Here is an 18,240-nt window from a genome sequence, read left to right on the forward strand (position 1 = left end):
CGCGCGGTTACCCGCGTGTCTCCTGGTGTGTTTGCCAATATCCTAGCGGTGGATCTTCTCAAGCACGGTCTGCGGCGCAATGCGCTTCATGCTCATGGCGGACACCGCCGCAATCAACGGCGCAGCGACGCACCATATGATAAGGGTCGTGGTATAGCCGGCATGGTTCAGAAGCCACGGTCCAGTCAGCGCCGCAACCATGAAGCCGATCCATTCCGATCCCGCGACGAGGTTTGAACCCGTACCGCGCACACGCGTCGGAAATGCTTCGGCGGCAAATCCCACTGCCGAGGTGACATGGCCAAGCGTGAAGAAATAAAATAATGCGTAGAACGCAGTCAGCAGCGCCCACGTGCCCGCATAAAATGCGAGCAAGGCACCCGCTGCAGCGCCGAGTACGAGAAAGACAGCGCACACTTCGCGCCGGCCATATTTTTCGCCGAGAAAGGCCGACAGGACATAGCCGAAAGCGGCAACACCCGTCGCAATCGCCGATGACTCGAACATGTTGGTCAACGAAATATTGAAGTGCGTATACACGGTCGGCAGATAGCTGATGATTCCCGCCGCGCCGAATGCATAGACGAAGTGCCATATCGCCAGGCACACCGACGAGCGGCGCAGGTCCGCTTCGAACAACTGCCCAAAGCGGTTTTGCCGTAGCTGACCATGGGCCTGTTCGATCGCTTTCTCCTCCTGGAAGCGCTCGGTATCGTGGATACCGCGACGTGCCACGATCATCAGCACCACGGGCAGCAGGCCACACACGAACAGCACTCGCCAACCGAAGCGATCGACGATCAGCATGGCTAACAAAGCGCCAACAAAAAAACCCAGCGGATAGCCAATCTGCGCGAGTCCAATCAATCTGCCGCGGACCTTCGCCGGTGCCTCCTCCGCGACCATCACCTGTCCCGACATCCATTCGGTCGCGGCGCCAATCTGGGTGATCGACCGCCCAACGACGAGGATCAGGAAACCGGGCGCCGCAGCGGTGACGAGACTCCCTAGCGCAGCTGCAAACAGACACGCCTGATAAATCGGCTTGCGGCCGATGCGGTCCATCAACGGCCCCGCGACGAACGTCGATATTGCGCCCACCGCGTACAACAACGTGTAGATCACGCCGATCTGATTGTCGGAAATGCCGAGGTCCTTCTGGATCAGCGGATAGGTGAAATTGAAGAGGCTGCCGTCCGCGTTGACGAGTAGCCAGCCGCCCATCGAAAGGATCGTTACCATCCATGCGCGCTTCGGGATGCCTTGCAACCCAAGCACGCCGAGCAAACCACCGCGCCTGTCCGGCATGATGCGCGCCTCTGCCGCGCCCACGGGTTCGAATGCGGCTCGCGCATCTGCGATTTCTTTGTCGATCACGATGTTGTCTCCTGAGTCAAACATTTAACGACAATGGAACGGCTATGCGGATCTGAGCCCGCTAACACCGGTGAATCCTCAAAACAGTTTGACGATGGCCGGCACGCTCAACACGGCGACGTAATAGCCCATGAACTGAACGCCTGTGTTGAACGCAAACGCCCTGGATAACAGCCCGCCGAACAGGCCGACAGTCAGGATGACGGCGAGGCCGAGCAGTTGCCCCTCCCATACGCTGATCACCACGATGAGTCCCGCAAACGTCGCGATGATCGCCTCGTGGCTGAGGCGTCGTGCGACGAACGACGCGGCACGATGCGCATAATTCATGGTCAGCGGGTAAGCGATCAGCGCGGCAAGCAGCACCGACAGCAGCCCAAAACCGAGGAATTCCCACCCCGACATCAATGTGTGCAGGTTGTTGATATGGCCCGTCGCCGTGTCGACAGAAAAGCGCGGTGGCGCGTTGAACAGCGGCGCCGCCGGTCCCGCCGCCACCGGACTGAGCGGCAAACCAAAGGCGATCAACGGAATGAGCGCTTCAGCGATATAGGTCGCCTCGGTCACGCCGTTTCGCGCCGCGATGACCGTGGTCAGTCGCTGATACGCATGCTTCACGCGAGCGCCGACGAGTTCACCCATCACGACCGTCATCGCAACCGGGCTGAAAACGAACGTGGCGCTCGACACCGCTGCGGTTGCCACGGTCCACGCCGTTTGTTGCCGGTCGAGCACCCTGAACGGATTGGGAAAATAGCCGCTCCACCCTTTCACATCCGGCGCGAGGGAAAACGTCGCCTTGCCTGAGCGGCGCATGCGTTGTCTTTCCACCGGCGAAAGAATCGAAAACAGATCGGCGATGAGTGGTCCGATCGCGATCCCCAGGAAGTAACTGACGCTCAACTTGACGCCATACTTTCCGGTCAGGGCCTGAAGCCCGACGATCAGCAGAACGAACGGGATCAGCAACAGCATCGACGCCCATCTGCCGGCGGAAAAGTAAGCGATGCCTAATGCGGCGGCGAGGAAAACCCACGGCGCGGCTTTACTGATCGACCCGCCGAACGGCGCAAGGAGGACCGCGAAGAGCACCGCGAGCGGTACCGCCACAAAGGCCGCGATGATCGCGCCCGACGTCATCTTGCGCAGCGCGATATGGGGCACACCCAGCGCCCGAAGCATCGTCGCCTGTTGCAGAAGCGGTGCCGCCATCGTGTCGCCGGGGATGCCGAGTAGCGCGGTCGGAATCGAGTGCGTCATGTGTTTCGACACCGCGCCCGACATGAAAAACGTGAAGACGCCCGCAGGCGGCACGCCAAGCAGTGCGACCAGCAAGGTGAGCGGCGCAATCGTCGTGGTTTCGTCGGTGCCGGAAATCAGCCCGATACCGGCAAAGACGATGGCGCCGACCAGTCCCATCGATAACGCAACGAATATTTGATGGAGCAGCGGAGTCATGCCTGCTCTCCCTGGCGAGGGGACGGCGCTGCATGCCCATGCGTCGCTTCGTACGACGCGAACAACTCGAGAATGCCCAGTTCCTTCATCTCGGCGCGCGTTGCCGGCGAGAGATCGCTGATCGAGCCAAGACCGCCGGATTCTGCCGCGAGCTGTTCGAGCACGTGAAAACGCTCGCTCTCATCGCTCGCATGCTCGACGACTTCTCGTTTCGGTTTGAACAGGATGGCGCAGACGACGCCCGCTACGAGGCAACCCGCCAGACCCACGAGCATGGCGTAGGCACGGGCGATCGCGCCATCCGCGACGAAGCTCGACAGCACGCTCGTGCCGGCAAGGAACGCGCCGACACTGATGCCGACCCCCAGCACAACCGACCATGCAAGATGGCCGAGGTCGACGGTGTCGCCCCATACTTCCGCATAGCGTGTTGCGGCTGTATCGGTCGACGCGCGATCCGGCATGACGGCCGCCGTCTGACCAGCGCGATACTGTTCCATGTGTCTCCTCCGTATTCGGGGGTTTTGATTGATATGAATGTCAGCCATGACATTCCATGCGTACTCGAACTATCGTTGCATTGACGCTGCACGAGCGCGTCGCGCCGCCATCGCCCTGGCCACGCGCGACGACGTACTTCTCTCGAGTGACGACGAAATGAATTCACCGGCGTCAACCAGGGCTGCAAGGTCGATGCCTGTCTGAATGCCGAGTTCGTTGCATAAATAGACGACGTCTTCGGTCGCGACGTTACCCGTCGCGCCCGGCGAATAGGGGCACCCGCCGATGCCGGATACCGAACTGTCGAACGTCGCGACGCCGGACTGAAGCGCCGCGTAAATATTGGCGACGGCCATGCCCCAGGTATCGTGGAAATGCCCGGCGAGCGCCGACGTGGGCACGCCCTTCGCGCATGCCTCGATCATGCGGCGGGTCTTGAGAGGCGTGCCCGTGCCGATGGTGTCGCCCAGACTGATCTCGTAGCAGCCCATCTGATAAAGCCGCTCGCTCACGCGAGCGACTTGCAGCGGATCGATCTCGCCCTCGAACGGGCAACCGAGTACGCAGGAAACGTAGCCGCGCACCCGCACGCCTTCTCGCAGTGCTCGCTCCACGACGGGCGCAAACCGGTCGATACTCTCGGCGATCGAGCAATTGATGTTCTTCTGCGAGAAGGTCTCCGAGGCGGCGGCAAAGACGGCGACCTCGTCGCATCTCGCTTCCAGTGCAGCCTCCAGACCTTTGAGGTTGGGCACCAACGCTGAAAAAACCACGCCGTCCCGGCGCTCGATTTCGCGAAGTACATGAGACCCGTCGGCCATCTGCGGCACCCATTTCGGCGAGACGAAAGCCGCTGCCTCGATATGGGTCACGCCGGCATTCGCGAGCCTGCGGATCAGTTCGACTTTCGTCGCGGTCGGGACAAACGACGGTTCGTTCTGCAAACCGTCTCGAGGACCGACCTCGACGATCTTCACCTGGGCAGGAAATTGTTCGTCAGGCATCGCGCGGCCCCGCCAGCAAGGCGACAGCGAGGTCTGTGCGGACGTCCTTCGCCGCGATCATCTTTTTGACCACCCAGTCGATATCGGCACCGGTGGCGCCTGCAGCCATCGCGATGTTGCGCGCATGAAGCGCCATGTGACCGCGCTGGATACCTTCCGTGGAAAGCGCCCGCAGCGCGCCCATGTTCTGAGCCAGGCCGACCGCCACGGCGATTTCGCCGAGCTCTTGGGCGGACTTGACGTCCATGATCTTCAGCGCGAGGCGCGCAAGCGGATGGGTCTTGGTTGCGCCTCCAACCAGGCCGACGGGCATCGGCATTTCGATCGTACCGACGAGGTCCCCGTTATTGGCCTTCTCCCAGGTCGTGAGCGAGGTGTAGCGGCCGCCGCGGCAGGCATAAGCGTGTGCGCCTGCTTCGACTGCGCGCCAGTCATTGCCGGTTGCGACGATGACCGGATCGATACCGTTCATGATGCCCTTGTTATGGGTCGCGGCACGGTACGGATCGATCGCCGCAAAAAGATAGGCGTCGATCACGCCGTCGATGATCTCTTCTCCCGAGTATTCCTTCGTCTCGAGCGTCTCGGCCGAGTACCGGACCTGCGCACGTGCGAGCCGGAGATCCGCGAGGTTGGAGAGAATCCGCAAGCGCACCTTGCCGCCCGTGACTTCCTCGATCCGCCCGGCGACCGACTCTGCCATTGTGTTGACCGTGTTCGCGCCCATGGCGTCGCGGACGTCGACGATCAGGTGGGCGACGACCATCGCGCCACGAGGCGTGTCCGGGAACACGTGCACCTCGATGTCCTTGCAGCCGCCGCCCAGGCCGATCAGCACCTTGTCGCGGCTATTGGCGAGTTCAATCAGTTCATCCTTGTGTTTGAGGATGGAAAGACGCGCGCCATAAGGATCGGAAACGCCGAGGACCTGAACCTGCGCGCGCATCAGCGGACCTGTGCTGGAGGTCGCGAAGCCGCCCGCGTCACGGGCGAGTTTGGCCATGAACGAGGCAGCCGCGACGATGGACGGCTCTTCGACGGCCATGGGCACAATCACGTCCCGCCCGTTGATCTGAAAGTAACCGGCGACCGCCAGGGGCAATTCGAAGGTGCCGATGACGTTCTCGATCATGCCGTTTGCGGTCTCGAGCGACAGCGCGCCGGGTTTCGCGAGTTGAGCGTACTGCGCGTCGTCCAGTCCAACGACCTTGCCGAGATGGCCCAGACGCTCAGCCGGGGACAGCGTACGAAAATTCGGAAGGGTGGAATCGATGGTCATGCGTTGTCTCCAGGTGTCGTGAGTGCCGCACTGCGCTGATTGGGCTTGCGACGGTGGGTAGATGGCCGAATAATAGGCCTTGCGTACCCTTTATAAAGGTACAGTAAGCCCAGACAGCCAACTCACTGTACCCAGAACAGTGGATGTATTTTGCGGAGCAACAATCATGATTCGGCGTGAGAAGACCACCCTGTCGGATTCGATGGCGGACAATCTGGCCAGACAGATCGAAGAAGGTGTGTTGCCCGCGGGATCGAAGCTGCCTTCCATTAGGGAATATGCTGAGGCGTCCGGATGCTCGAAGAACACAGTCATCAGCGCGTTCGACATCCTCACCGCGAACGGTCTGATCGAGCCACGGCGTGGCTCCGGGTTTTTCGTGTCGCGCCTCGTGAAAGCGACGGACGAAACCGAGGAGACGTCCACGCTCGATCGGGCGATGGATATCGTCTGGTTGATGCGCGAACAGTTGCAGGTCAAACCCGACGTGCTGAACCTCGGAGAGGGATTTCCTCCGGTCGAATGGCTGGAGGAGACACGTCTCGATCAGTACCATCAGCGTGTCGTTCGCACGGGCGTTGCCTCGCTGTTTCGCTATGGGAGCCGGTATGGCTACGCCCCGCTACGGCAATCGCTTCAGCAGAAACTGGCAGGTTATGAGATCGAAGCCACCCCATCCCAGATCGTTCTCACGCACGGTGCAAATCAGGCAATGGACATGGTCATCCGGTATTTCGTCAAACCCGGCGATACCGTTCTCGTCGACGACCCAGGCTACTACCCGTTGTTCGGCAAGCTGAAATTGAGTGGCGCCAACATCGTGGGCGTGCCGCGCGATGTGGACGGACCGAACATCCAGAAACTCGAAGAATTCCTGATTACGTATCGGCCACGGCTTTTCTTCACGCAGTCTGTCGGCCAGAATCCAACCGCGACCGATACGAGCGCGGCCAAAGCGCATCGAATCCTGCAACTTGCCGAAGTGCATGATCTGACTGTTGTGGAGAACGATGCGCTCGCCGATTTGCGGCCCCGCTCCCTGACCCGCATCGCGACGCTCGATCAATTGCGGCGCACGATCTACATCGGCAGTTTTGCGAAGTCCGTGTCGGCGGCGCTGCGAGTGGGCTTTCTCGCATGCGACGCGTCGCTTGCCAGCGATCTGGCCGACGTGAAAATGCTGACGCATGTGAGCAGTTCCGAATATTGCGAGCGCACGCTCGATGCGATCATTAGCGACGGCCATTTCCTGCGTCACACCAATCATCTTCAGGACAAGCTTCACCGGGCCACGGACGTTGCCGTCAACGCACTGACAAAACTCGGCGCGGAGATTTTCAAGGTGAGCGACCAGAGTCTGTATTTGTGGGCATCGCTACCCGGATACCCCGACTCCATGAAGCTGGCCGAGGCCCTGATCAAACACGGTGTGATTCTCGCCCCGGGCGCGATCTTTTCGCCGAGAAGCGATCAGGCCTCCGCGTACTGCCGATTCAATGTCGCGTATCTGGCGGACAAGCGTTTTGCGGCTGCGCTGCGCGATGTCGCGTGAGGTTGACCCAGGAACGCGCTGTTTGTGCGGAGTGCGATGCCGGCAGCGGTGGATCGAAACGGTGGGTTCCGCTAATTGGCATCGGAACCGGGCATCAGCGGGCCGGTGAACGGGTGTGGCCGATGTCGGGCAGCAAGGCTTCGAGGTCGACGGTTTCGGCCATGACGCGGTTGCCTTCGTCTCCCGGATGCAGGTGATCCCCGGAATCGAACGGCGCACTGATGCGGGCCGGGTGAGCGGGATCGCGTAGTGCCGCATCAAAATCGATGACAGCATCGAACGCGCCGCTGTGACGAATCCACTCGTTCACTCGCTGACGCAGCGCGTCCTTGTCGGGCTGGTAGTAGTTATCGAGCGGCGTGTCGGGCAACGCGCCTTCAAACGGCGTAAGCGTCGCGCCGATCACGCGCACGCCACGGTTATGGGCTTGCTCGATCAGTTGGCGATAGCCCGCCGTCAAAGCATCCAGTGTCGGCCGTGAACCGGTTGGCGCAAAGGCCGTCCCTGGCCAGGAAATGTCGTTGATTCCCAGCATCACAATGACGCTCCGCACACCAGGTTGCGCGAGGACATCACGGTCGAGCCGCGCCAAGGCATTGACGCCCATGCCATCCGACAACAGGCGAGCACCGGAGATACCTGCATTGATGACCGCTACCCCATGCGGCGCCAGGCGAGCGGCAAGAAAATCAGGCCACCGGCTATCTTGGTCCAGGCTGGCTGTCGCGCCATCTGTGATGGAGTCGCCGATTACCGCAATCGCGCGTGTGTCGGGTGCGGCTTCGACGAAAACCCCGGTCAGCAACGGGCGCGCTGTGGTGCGTTCGATGTGAGGACCGGACACGTCCGGTTTCGCAGCAGCAGTCTGGTCGCCGGAAGCGATCCATCCGGTCTGACGACCATCCCAATGGAAGGTGGTAATCGGTGTTTCTTCCGGGAAATACAGACTCACCGCGACCTGTCCAAGCGCGGGTACGGGTAACGCGACAGGGTCGCTGACCAACGATGCGCCAGGCAGGATCGTGGCAACTTTTCGCCCGCCGAAGTTGGCGGTGTTCAGGCTGTCGACGATCACCGCTCCATCCGCTGCAGGCAGCGCAATCGTGGCCTTGCCCACGGTGACCGGCTGCTTTCCATAGGCATTGGACAACACGATGCGCACGCGCGCTCCACCCAGACTGACACGGACCACCTGACGCACGGTCTGGTCACGCAGCGTGGTGGGAACGTTGGTGGGGAACAGGAAATCCGCTCCCCATACCGGCTGCGGACTGGCGGTCCAGGTGGCCACCCAGGTGGGGTCCGTAGCGCTGGCACGGCCAGAAGGCGCAATGGCGCCGGCTGTCAGCGTCAAGGCCAACATTGCGCAGGTCGATGGTTTGTAGCGTTTTTTCATATCAGTGAATTCAATGGCGGTACGAGCGCCAATGATGAATTCAACGACGAATACGGGATAGACTGGCTCCAGTAAAAACATTTGTGAATTGAATTCACCGTGGAGGCCGGCATGGCGCGTCTTGAGGTCAATCGATCTGGCGAACTGGAAGTGTTCGTCCGCGTAATCGAACTGGGCGGCTTCTCGGCTGCAGCACGTGCCTGTGGGATGACCCCATCTGCCGTCAGCAAACTGGTCGGGCGTATGGAACAGCGCCTCGGAACGCGATTAATCAATCGATCCACACGGCAACTTCAACTCACTCCAGAAGGTTGCGTTTTCTATGAGCGTGGCGTGCGCGTGCTGGCGGATCTGGACGAAGCGGAACGTTGTGCCAGTGCACATATCACGCCTCGCGGCAGGCTGCGGGTCAATGCAAATGTGCCATTCGGACATCACTTCCTGTTACCGCTCGCGCCGGAATTTCTGAAGCGCTATCCCGATGTCACACTGGACATCGTGCTGACCGATGAGGTCATCGACATTCTGGAGCAGCGCACCGACGTGGCTGTTCGTGCAGGCCCACTCAAAAGTTCCAGCCTCATGGCACGCAAGCTCGGCCAGACACGCATGGTCATCGTCGGAGCACCAGGTTACCTGGCGCGTCACGGCATACCCTCGATGCCAGATGAGCTGCGGCGACATAATCTCCTCGGGGCAAACTACCTACGTTCTCAGGCCGGTTGGCCCATACGGCACGAAGGTACGGATATCGTGCTTCCCGTAACTGGAAACGCACAAGCCAGCGATGGCGAAGCCTTGCATCGCCTGGCGCTCGCCGGGTTAGGCCTGGCGCGCCTTGCTGCGTTCCAGGTTCGAGAGGACATTGCTGCCGGCCGGCTGTCGGCGGTACTCGAAGCCTTCAACCCCGGTGACGTTGAAGAAGTCCATGCCGTCTTCGTCGGACAAGGTGGCCACATGCCCATGCGAGCGCGAGTTTTTCTGGATTTCCTTGCGGATCGGGTCAGCATTCATGACATACCGTGATGGATAAGAGGTTCGTTGAACTCCGCGCGTGCCGCTCCGGGATTGCCACGAGTCAAGGCTACCAGGTTGCAGACGGGCCAAGGTGCTCGTGAATGATTTGCCACCGATCTCCATCACGTACGACCACTGTGGTGCCTCGCCCCGTTCCCGACGCTGGTTGACCCTCGATCAATCGCGCTGATCTTATTGAAGGTGCAGCCGAATAAGCAACAGGCGTTGGGTGCTGCCATGGCAGCGGTCGGATTGGCTCTCCTTACCATAAGTGACCTCTCTGTTCACATCGGCGACGTCCTGGTCCTCGGCTGCGCAGTGTTTACGGCGCTCCATATCGTCATCCTGTCGAAGGTCAGCAAGAACCATGATGCCGAAGTCCTGGCGTTCATTCAGGTCATGGTGGTCGGCGTGTTGTCTCTCGTATGGTCAATCGCGACCGGAGAATTCTCTACGCCACATACGTCGCAGGCCCTGACCACTATCGTCGTACTAGGCATCGGAGGTACAGCGGTCGGCTATTTCGTGCAAACCAAGGCCCAGGTGGAGTCGCCTCCGAGCCGGATCGCACTTATCCTGGTTCTTGAGCCGGTTTTCGGCGGATTGTTCGGTTACCTGCTGGGGGGCGATCGCCTGAGCGTCATCAATTTATCTGGAGCCGTCCTGATCATCGTCGCCATGGTCGTAACGGAGTTCAAGCTGAGAATGCGTGCCGTGTCGAGCTAGAAACATTGGCGACGATACTGCAGGTTGTTGTTGGTCGATCATCGACGGAATTGGCAGGAAAGTATGGGGACACCCGCCCGGTTTTGACTCGGGCTTCGTTCTCGCCATGGAACTCCGCAACGCCTACGCCCCGTAGGGCCCATCGGGGTGCAGGAGCATATCGATGTTCTCAACGCGAATACAGAAGTCATGGCAAGTAGTGTGCGTTGGGAGGGTCTGCTGTTGCCGGTGTTGATATCCGACGGGTCGCTGTCGAGCCGGAGCACCCGGTGGACGACTTCCAGCGCGAACGGCGGGTTGCAACGGCGAGATCGCAAAAAAGCCGGAACCTCACGCAGCCACTCGACAGCCCTTTCATTTGAACGACATCACGCTCGGCAACAATAACAGCTTCGAGGCTGATCCCGGCTGGGATTCGGTGGTGGGGCTGGGCTCGCCCAAGGGGGATGCGATCGCAGCGACCCTGTCGGAGGTGTCAGTGTATTCATGACGCGACTCGAGCCGGACCCGCCCTAGGGCCAACCTCGCGTGCCCCGATCAGACAGGTGCGTCGCGGCCGCGCGTCAGAAGCGGCGTGGGTTGTGGCTGCCCCTCGTAATAATCGGCCTCGCGCAGGAATCCGTGGCGATGGAGGGCGTCGACAACGAGCGCGCCGCTGTCGGGATAGGTGCACACCTCCGCGGGCGGCTCGGCGCCGATCGCGAGATAGACCAGGTCGCCCGTGCCGTCCGGGGTCACAGGGTTGGCGATCTGATGGGCGATCCCCGTGTCTGCCGGACAGGAAATGCAATCTCCGGGGCGGATCTCGTACACGCGATCGCCGTAGCGGAACAGACCTTGCCCTTCGAGCACGACGAAAATCTCGTCGGCCATAAGGTGCGTGTGCGCCGGGCACGCGCTGTGGCCCGGGGGCACACGCCTGGCGTTCATGCCAAGACGGCCCATCCCGAAACGCCCTGGGCCCGCATCCTTCATCGCAGGCGTCAACTCGCGCTGGAAATGCGTCCAGGCGGCGGGCACTTCGGCTGCGATTTCCGGCGCCGTGTGCATGTTAACAATCATAGGCGCCTTCTCGGTCATGTCGTCCTCTAGTATCCGCGCCAATCAAGCGCGCGCCGATCTTCCGGCATGCGCGCCGCGAGCACAAAATTGTGCCGGAGGGAGCAGAGCCGGTCAAGATTCCGTCGTGGAAGACCGATGCAAGACCAGCGGAGGGGATTACGGAGCAAGACGATCCGCAGCGGCGGGACTGCCGGTCGGTCGGCATCGACACCAAGACGTGGCCTGCACGTCGCGTCCTGCTGATGAACAGAAGGCCCGCGCCCGCTTGCGTGTCCTTGCGGGTGGGGTGATGAACTGTCATCGACACTGCCAGATTCATCGACCGCTTTCGGAGCGCTAGCGACGCTTGAATGTCCTCCGGCATTTTCCAGTGAACGTCTCTTCCTGGCCAACTCCGGCCCGATTCTGACTGAATCACCGATACGCCGCAGACCGCCTGGCGTCGGGCTCAGTTCGACCCACAACGGTCCCCCACAATACGCGCCCGAACGACCATTGCTTGACCCATAGCAGCCACACCTGTTGCTGCGAGCGCAGCATCTGGAAGCGCGATAGTGCCGTTACGCTTCATATCCGCGAACCCTTACAGTTCGCGACGCGATCGTAGCTTTACCGACCGTCGCGGTTGTTCCGCTTTCTCGCGGCGACATGGACATCAAAAATCTCTCACTTTTCCGCATCGGAACGATCAGAAATTGCATCGCAGGACAACCGAAGGATTTTGGCTATCACACCCGTCTTTTACGATCGTTACAGCCTCACGCGATCCAAAAAGGCCGCGGAAGTGCCAGAGTTTCCTTCAATCCGTCGACGCAACCTAGCGAGCGCCCGAGCATGAAAAATCTGAAATTCATCCCTCCTCTTTTGACGATGGTGTTCGCGGTGCAGCCGCTTCTGGCAGAGGCGGACGTCACGGTCGAGATCGGCCAGGTATCGCCATTGACCGGCGAACTGGCTCACATTGGCAAGGACGACGAGAACGGTGTTCGGCTCGCAATCGAGGATCTCAACGCGAAGAAACTCCGTATCGGAGGGCAGCCGGTAACCTTCGCACTGGATTCGCAGGACGACGCCGCCGACCCGAAGACAGCTGTGACTGTTGCGCAAAAGTTGGTCGATGACCGTGTTGCAGGCGTAGTCGGCCACGCCAACTCCGGCACGTCGATTCCCGCGTCGAAGATCTATTCGGATGCCGGCATACCAATGATCACCGAGTCCGCAACCAACCCCAAGCTCACGGAGCAGGGCTACAAGAACGTCTTTCGCATGGTTGCGAACGACGTGCGGCAAGGAATGGTCATTGGCACCTTTCTTGTGAAGGAACTGAAGTCGACGAAGATCGCGATCGTCGACGATCGAACAGCCTACGGACAGGGACTCGCCGACGAAGTCGAAAAAGCAGTCAAGGCTTCGGGAGGCATCGTTGTCGCGCGTGAATACGGTACCGACAAAACCACTGACTGGATGGCGGTCCTCACGACGATCAAGAGCCACGTTCCCGACGGGATCGTCTTCACCGGCGGAGATACGCAAGCGGCCGCATTCGTTCAGCAAGCCCAGAAGCTCGGTCTGAAGGCCAAACTCATCGCAGGTGACGAAGCCTGTACGCCGCAATTCATTAAGCTCGCGGGCGCCGCGATGAACAGCGGCACGTATTGCACGCTGGCGGGAGTGCCGCCGTCGAAAATGCCGCAGGGAGACGCCTTCTTCAAGCGCTACCAGCAGCGGTTCGGCGTTCCGGTGCAACTCTACGCGCCGTATGCGTATGACGCTGTGATGGCGATGGCCGGTGCGATGCAGGCCGCCGACTCGGTCGACCCGAAAGTCTATCTGCCCAAGCTTCAGAACCTGACCCTGGACGGTGTGACGGGAACGATCAAGTTTGACGCGAACGGCGACATTCGCAACGGAGCGATTACTGTCCGGCAGTTTGGTCAGGGCGATTGGCACGACGCGAGCGTCGTCAGATAAGCGACTTCGTCGCGATAGACGACGATGTCCATCGCGACGCCGTGGGCATTGTCAGCCGCGTGCCGGCGGCGATGCAACAGAGACGTCACGTTCCGCGCAGCCGGGTGATCTGCTTCAGTCGTCGATATCTACAGGTACGCCGAGCCCTACTTTCACCCGACTCATGCTCACGAGCGTCTTGAAGCGCTTCACATTGTTATTGGAAAAGAACAGCTGCCGGGTCAGGTCGTTGTATTGCTCCATGTCCCGCACTGTGAGGATCAGTACGAAATCCCATTCACCCGCGACGTAGTAGCACTGCTGGATCTGCGGGCATTGCTCAAAGGTTCGCTTCATGGAATCGAGCAGGTCGATCTGCTCGCTCTCGACTTCCACCATGGAGACGATGGTGAGAGGACAGCCCACCTTTTCGGGCGCGACGATCGCTGCATACCGATCAATCACGCCGTCTTCGGCGAGGCGGCGCAAACGACGGTTTACCGCGGCAGTCGAGAGGTTGACCCGGGCGCCAAGTTCGTTTTGCGGGAGTTGAGCGTCCTGCTGGACCTCGGCTAACAGCTTGCGATCGAAAGCGTCGAGAGTGATAGTCATGAGGCGGGTCCTTGTACGAAAGCGAGAGATTATTGCGCCGGGACCCTAGATTTAGGGATTAATTTGAGCACGTCAAGCAATATTATTTGGGCATTAGTTGACGTATGGATTCCTCGCAGGGGGAATGCGACGGTCCGCCCCGGACACTTATTCACTGGAGCCTCACCGCAATGCTGATCGCTAACAAGCACGCGTCGCACACTGACTATCCCAACGAACTGAAGACAATTCTGAGTGTCGAGTCCGCTGAGCAGAGCCGTGCATGGCTTAAGAACTGGAAGCTTCTCAGTCCGTCCGCTACGCCGCTATGGGACCTGCCCGATGCGGCAGCACGACTTGGCGTGGCGCGCCTGAGCCTCAAGGACGAATCCGTCCGCTCACCACTCGGTAGCTTCAAGGCTCTGGGTGCACCGATCGCGCTCGTACGCCTGATTCTGCGTTTGTGGCCCGAGCATGATCTCGATCCGAAGGGCCTGATCCAGGGACGCTACAAGGAAGTGCTCACGAACCTCGTCGTGATCAGCGCGACCGACGGCAACCATGGCAAAGCCTTGGCCGCAGCGGCGCAAACACTCGGCTGCAATTGCGTGATCGTCCTGCACGCCAATGTGAGCGCTGAACGCGAGCGTGCCATCGCTGCATACGGTGCGCAGATTGTTCGTATCGAGGGCAACTACGACGAGTCGGTGGAAGAAGCGGCGCGCCTTGCAAAAGACAACGGTTGGCACGTGGTCTCAGACACATCTTATGAAGGATATGAAGCCATTCCTCGCGACGTCATGCAGGGCTACGGTGCGATCGCGGCCGAGCTCGTCGAGCAATCAGAAAGTCATGCCGACGAATGCGCCTTCACGCATATATTTCTGCAAGGCGGTGTCGGCGGTCTTGCTGCCGGAGTCGCCAGCTATCTGTGGGAAATTCATGGCAGCAAACGTCCGCGCTTCGTTGTCGTCGAGCCGCAGCAGGCAGACTGCCTGTATCAAAGTGCGCGCGAAGGCCGGGCGGCGAAAGCAACCGGCTCCGTCGATTCAATCATGGCCGGCCTTGCATGCGGCGAAGCTTCACCGCTCGCGTGGAAAATCCTCGAGTCGTGTGTAGACGATTTTATGACGATCAGAGACAAAGACGCGATTGCCGCGATGCGCACGCTCGCAGTTGGAACGGGTGCGGACGTTCCGCTGGTAGTCGGTGAATCCGGCGCAGCGGGCTACGCGGGCCTCGAAGTCCTCATGCAGGATTCGCAACTGGCACGCGCCGCCGGCCTGGACAAAGATTCGCGCGTTCTCGTGATCAGCACCGAGGGAGCAACGGCGCCATCGGTCTACCGTGAATGCGTGGGTGAAACGGCCGACTCGGTGCTTTCACGTCAGGCTCAATGGCTCGAAGCTGCGGTTCGATAAGACAACCTGAATGGCCATCGAAATGGGATAGACGTCATGGAAATCGCCTTGCAATCGCAGTTGAAGAGTTGGCGTCAGCATCTGCACCAGAACCCGGAAACCGGCTTCGAGGAAGTCGCGACTTCGGACTATGTCGCACGCGCCTTGAAGGCCCTCGGCCTCGACGTGCACCGAGGAATCGGCGGTACCGGCCTCGTTGCCAATCTCACGGTCGGCAACGGCCGTGGCGTGATTGGTCTGCGTGCGGACATGGATGCGCTCAATATCGCGGAGAACGCACCGGATCGCCCGTATGCCTCGCGAACGCAAGGTAAGATGCACGCCTGCGGACACGACGGACATATGTCGATGATTCTCGGCGCGGCGCGTCTGCTTGCCGAAAAGAAGAATTTCAGCGGCACCGTACGATTTATTTTTCAACCGGCTGAAGAACATGGCCGCGGTGCGAAAGCGATGATGAACGACGGGCTTTTCGAGCGATATCCCGTCGACGCAATCTTTGGCGCGCACAATATGCCCGGCATGGCCGCCGGAACCTTCGCGACACGCGCGGGCGGCATCATGGCCAGCGAAGACAACTTCGTCATCCATATCAAAGCCCGTGGCACGCATGCAGCGAGACCGCACATGGGCGTCGATCCCATTGTGATCGCGTCGCAAATCGTGCTGGCATTGCAGACAATCGTGTCCCGCAATCTCGATCCGAGTCTGCAGGCGGTGATCTCCTGCACGGAGTTCATTACGGATGGCATCCGCAACGTCATCCCGTCGAACGTCACGATCAAGGGCGACACGCGCAGCTACACGCCCGAAATCCAGGCCATGCTGGCAACCCGCATGCGAGAAATCAGCGAAGGGATCTGTCATACGCACGGGGCTGAATGCACGTTCGAATACACGCACGAATTTGCGCCCACCGTAAACTCGCCGGAATATGTCGACCTTGCCGTTGCGGCGGCCCGCAATATCGCCGGCGCAGACAAAATCGACGCCAGCGTGCAGCCCATGATGATATCCGAGGATTTCGGCGCGTTCCTTCAGGCCGTACCGGGTAACTTTATTTTCATTGGCAACGGCGATACGGGGAAGGAAGGAGGTATCCCGCTCCACAACGCCACGTACGACTTCAACGACGACATATTGCTCACCGGCGCGCGATACTTTGCAGAGATAGCACGACTTGCCCTCCCTCTTTCCTGAGTGACATCCGCTTCGAGTCCCCGGCTTGGTCAACGGCCAGCCGGCTCTCGCCCGGAATTTCAATGTCTCATTCATTTCTGTGAACGGCCTTTCGAATTGAGAGGCTGAATGACGACAATTGGCCGATGCCTGCCTGATGGCGATCGGCAGCACGCGACCCATTGCCGTCATTCAGACCACAGCGGGAGCAGCGACCGCTTCTAAGGTCCAACGGACATTCGCTCGCGCAGGTCGACTACCCATTCGGCGGAGTGTCGTTTTCCTGCAAGGGCCGTTGTTGATTAGCCAAGTCATTTTCGGCCAGTCATTTCCTTCCAGCGGTCAATGTCGACGAGTTGCGCACGCGGCTCGGGCACCACCCCGTCCTGCTGTTGACCGCACATAGGTCAACACTCGTCGTTTTGCTGCTATTGGTTAGGCGCTGCATCAGATCGCCCCGTCAAGAGTCATCTCGCTGCGCTCTCGGCACAACTTCTGGGAAACGTGCACCGATACAGGGTCCGTTAGCGGAGGACATTGCAGGCTCATCAAAGTGCGCCACAGCGCGCTGTCTGTCTGGAATTCACGGTTTCGACAAATCTGGCCACGTAGCCCGGCGAATCACGCCAAATGCATCGGGCATTGGGACACGCGGGTTTTCTCGGCCCGGAAGTCGCTCTATCCGTCTGATCTTCCGGCATTTCTGCCGACGAACATGAGGAGAGTAGAGATGCGACTCAAAAAAATTCCGACTACAGTCGTCACCGGTTTTTTGGGCGCCGGCAAGACGACACTGGTCAATCATCTTCTCGAACATGCGCGACCGGCGCGTGTCGGCATCGTCGTAAATGAATTCGGTGAAGTCGGCATTGACGGCAACCTGATCGTCGCCGATGAAGACGCGCTGGTGGAGATCAATAACGGCTGCGTTTGCTGCACCGTCCGCAAAGACCTCGTCAAGAGCGTGTCCGAACTACTGGCACGCGCCGGCGAGCCTCTAGCGCGGCTGGTCGTTGAGACTTCGGGGCTTGCCGACCCGGCTCCCGTACTGCAAACATTTCTTGCAGACCCTGATGTACGGGAACGCGTTGAACTCGAGTCGGTGGTCGCTGTCGTGGACGCTCATCATTTCCATGAGCAGCTCTACGATGAGATCGCCCGTGAGCAGGTCGTGTTTGCGGATCACATCATTGTCAACAAGACAGATCTCGTCAGTGCTAAAGAGGTGACGAGCCTCATCGCACGTATTCGCACACTCAATCCCACCGCGGCGATCGACATCGCGCGTCATGGCGCAGTCGACGTCGAAGCAGTCTTTGGCATCAAGCACTTCTCGCTGGATACATTGCTCCGTGTCGAGCCCGATCTGCTCGACGAAGGCGCGCATGAGCATGAGCACGACAACTCCATTGCGTCGTGTTCGTTCGTCATTCCGGGACCATTGGACGCTACGCGCTTCAATCGCTGGGCCAATCAGCTCGTGCAAACCCACGGGCAACAACTCCTGCGCATGAAAGGTGTACTGAACCTGCACGAAGAGCGCCGCCGCCTGCATTTCCACAGTGTTCACATGCTGCTCGACTCGAGCTTTGGAAAAGCGTGGGCACATGACGAAGCGCGCGACAGCAAGTTCGTGATGATCGGGCGCGACCTGGACATGCCAGCCATGCGCGAGGGCTTGTTCGGTTGCGTGGCTTGAACGAAACGTTTTCCCTACCGCTGTTACA

The 18,240-nt window shown here is 60.0% G+C and carries 16 protein-coding genes; 8 read left to right on the plus strand and 8 right to left on the minus strand.

The window, feature by feature from the left end; translation table 11 throughout:
- Positions 1 to 42: 42 nt before the first annotated feature.
- The 5 genes from P3T42_RS13925 to P3T42_RS13945 all read right to left on the minus strand — a co-directional run bounded on the left by P3T42_RS13925 (position 43) and on the right by P3T42_RS13945 (position 5,619).
- Positions 43 to 1,377: an MFS transporter gene (locus P3T42_RS13925; protein WP_429306384.1), complete on the minus strand. Its 1,335-nt coding sequence runs from the start codon at positions 1,375 to 1,377 to the stop codon at positions 43 to 45.
- 78 nt (positions 1,378 to 1,455) lie between these two features.
- Complete coding sequence (locus tag P3T42_RS13930; protein WP_429306385.1) at positions 1,456 to 2,835, minus strand: tripartite tricarboxylate transporter permease; 1,380 nt, start codon at positions 2,833 to 2,835, stop codon at positions 1,456 to 1,458.
- Positions 2,832 to 3,335: a hypothetical protein gene (locus tag P3T42_RS13935; protein WP_429306386.1), complete on the minus strand. Its 504-nt coding sequence runs from the start codon at positions 3,333 to 3,335 to the stop codon at positions 2,832 to 2,834. The genes P3T42_RS13930 and P3T42_RS13935 overlap by 4 nt, the downstream gene beginning before the upstream one ends.
- Before the next feature lie 69 nt (positions 3,336 to 3,404).
- Positions 3,405 to 4,340 (minus strand): hydroxymethylglutaryl-CoA lyase, encoded by a 936-nt coding sequence (locus P3T42_RS13940; RefSeq protein WP_429306387.1) that lies wholly within the window; start codon positions 4,338 to 4,340, stop codon positions 3,405 to 3,407.
- Positions 4,333 to 5,619 carry a hydroxymethylglutaryl-CoA reductase, degradative gene (locus P3T42_RS13945; RefSeq protein ID WP_074302222.1) on the minus strand — a complete coding sequence of 429 codons (1,287 nt, stop codon included), beginning with the start codon at positions 5,617 to 5,619 and terminating at the stop codon, positions 4,333 to 4,335. The genes P3T42_RS13940 and P3T42_RS13945 overlap by 8 nt, the downstream gene beginning before the upstream one ends.
- Positions 5,620 to 5,785: 166 nt before the next feature.
- Here P3T42_RS13945 and P3T42_RS13950 point away from each other — a divergent pair, with 166 nt between their 5' ends.
- Positions 5,786 to 7,171: a PLP-dependent aminotransferase family protein gene (locus P3T42_RS13950; RefSeq protein ID WP_429306388.1), complete on the plus strand. Its 1,386-nt coding sequence runs from the start codon at positions 5,786 to 5,788 to the stop codon at positions 7,169 to 7,171.
- A 94-nt stretch (positions 7,172 to 7,265) separates the two neighbouring features.
- Here the strand turns inward: P3T42_RS13950 and P3T42_RS13955 are convergent, their stop codons facing one another.
- Positions 7,266 to 8,534 carry an SGNH/GDSL hydrolase family protein gene (locus P3T42_RS13955; RefSeq protein ID WP_429306568.1) on the minus strand — a complete coding sequence of 423 codons (1,269 nt, stop codon included), beginning with the start codon at positions 8,532 to 8,534 and terminating at the stop codon, positions 7,266 to 7,268.
- A 144-nt stretch (positions 8,535 to 8,678) separates the two neighbouring features.
- Here P3T42_RS13955 and P3T42_RS13960 point away from each other — a divergent pair, with 144 nt between their 5' ends.
- The 3 genes from P3T42_RS13960 (at position 8,679) to P3T42_RS13970 (ending at position 10,800) form a co-directional block, all read left to right on the plus strand.
- A complete protein-coding gene (locus P3T42_RS13960) occupies positions 8,679 to 9,593 on the plus strand; it encodes a LysR family transcriptional regulator (protein ID WP_429306389.1) in 915 nt (304 codons plus the stop codon).
- 192 nt (positions 9,594 to 9,785) lie between these two features.
- Positions 9,786 to 10,310, plus strand: a complete 525-nt coding sequence (locus P3T42_RS13965) for a DMT family transporter (protein WP_429306569.1) — start codon at positions 9,786 to 9,788, stop codon at positions 10,308 to 10,310.
- Positions 10,311 to 10,668: 358 nt separating this feature from the next.
- On the plus strand, positions 10,669 to 10,800 hold the full coding sequence (locus tag P3T42_RS13970; RefSeq protein ID WP_290439589.1) for a hypothetical protein: 132 nt from the start codon (positions 10,669 to 10,671) through the stop codon (positions 10,798 to 10,800).
- Between the two features lie 47 nt (positions 10,801 to 10,847).
- On the opposite strand, the gene P3T42_RS13975 is transcribed toward P3T42_RS13970, so the two are convergent.
- Positions 10,848 to 11,390, minus strand: coding sequence for a cupin domain-containing protein (locus tag P3T42_RS13975; protein ID WP_074302225.1), 543 nt, complete (start codon positions 11,388 to 11,390; stop codon positions 10,848 to 10,850).
- 816 nt (positions 11,391 to 12,206) lie between these two features.
- Between P3T42_RS13975 and P3T42_RS13980 the strand changes: the two genes are divergently transcribed.
- Positions 12,207 to 13,343 (plus strand): branched-chain amino acid ABC transporter substrate-binding protein, encoded by a 1,137-nt coding sequence (locus tag P3T42_RS13980; protein ID WP_429306570.1) that lies wholly within the window; start codon positions 12,207 to 12,209, stop codon positions 13,341 to 13,343.
- 114 nt (positions 13,344 to 13,457) lie between these two features.
- On the opposite strand, the gene P3T42_RS13985 is transcribed toward P3T42_RS13980, so the two are convergent.
- On the minus strand, positions 13,458 to 13,934 hold the full coding sequence (locus tag P3T42_RS13985) for an Lrp/AsnC family transcriptional regulator (RefSeq protein WP_429306390.1): 477 nt from the start codon (positions 13,932 to 13,934) through the stop codon (positions 13,458 to 13,460).
- Positions 13,935 to 14,104: 170 nt separating this feature from the next.
- Here P3T42_RS13985 and P3T42_RS13990 point away from each other — a divergent pair, with 170 nt between their 5' ends.
- The 3 genes from P3T42_RS13990 to P3T42_RS14000 all read left to right on the plus strand — a co-directional run bounded on the left by P3T42_RS13990 (position 14,105) and on the right by P3T42_RS14000 (position 18,212).
- Positions 14,105 to 15,334: a diaminopropionate ammonia-lyase gene (locus P3T42_RS13990; protein WP_429306391.1), complete on the plus strand. Its 1,230-nt coding sequence runs from the start codon at positions 14,105 to 14,107 to the stop codon at positions 15,332 to 15,334.
- 36 nt (positions 15,335 to 15,370) lie between these two features.
- Positions 15,371 to 16,534, plus strand: a complete 1,164-nt coding sequence (locus P3T42_RS13995; RefSeq protein ID WP_429306392.1) for a M20 aminoacylase family protein — start codon at positions 15,371 to 15,373, stop codon at positions 16,532 to 16,534.
- 709 nt (positions 16,535 to 17,243) lie between these two features.
- Entirely contained in the window at positions 17,244 to 18,212 is a 969-nt protein-coding gene (locus tag P3T42_RS14000; RefSeq protein ID WP_429306393.1) for a CobW family GTP-binding protein, read from the plus strand.
- Positions 18,213 to 18,240: the final 28 nt, after the last annotated feature.

This window comes from Paraburkholderia sp. GAS38 (assembly GCF_050434965.1).
Classification (GTDB): Bacteria; Pseudomonadota; Gammaproteobacteria; order Burkholderiales; family Burkholderiaceae; genus Paraburkholderia; species Paraburkholderia phenazinium_A.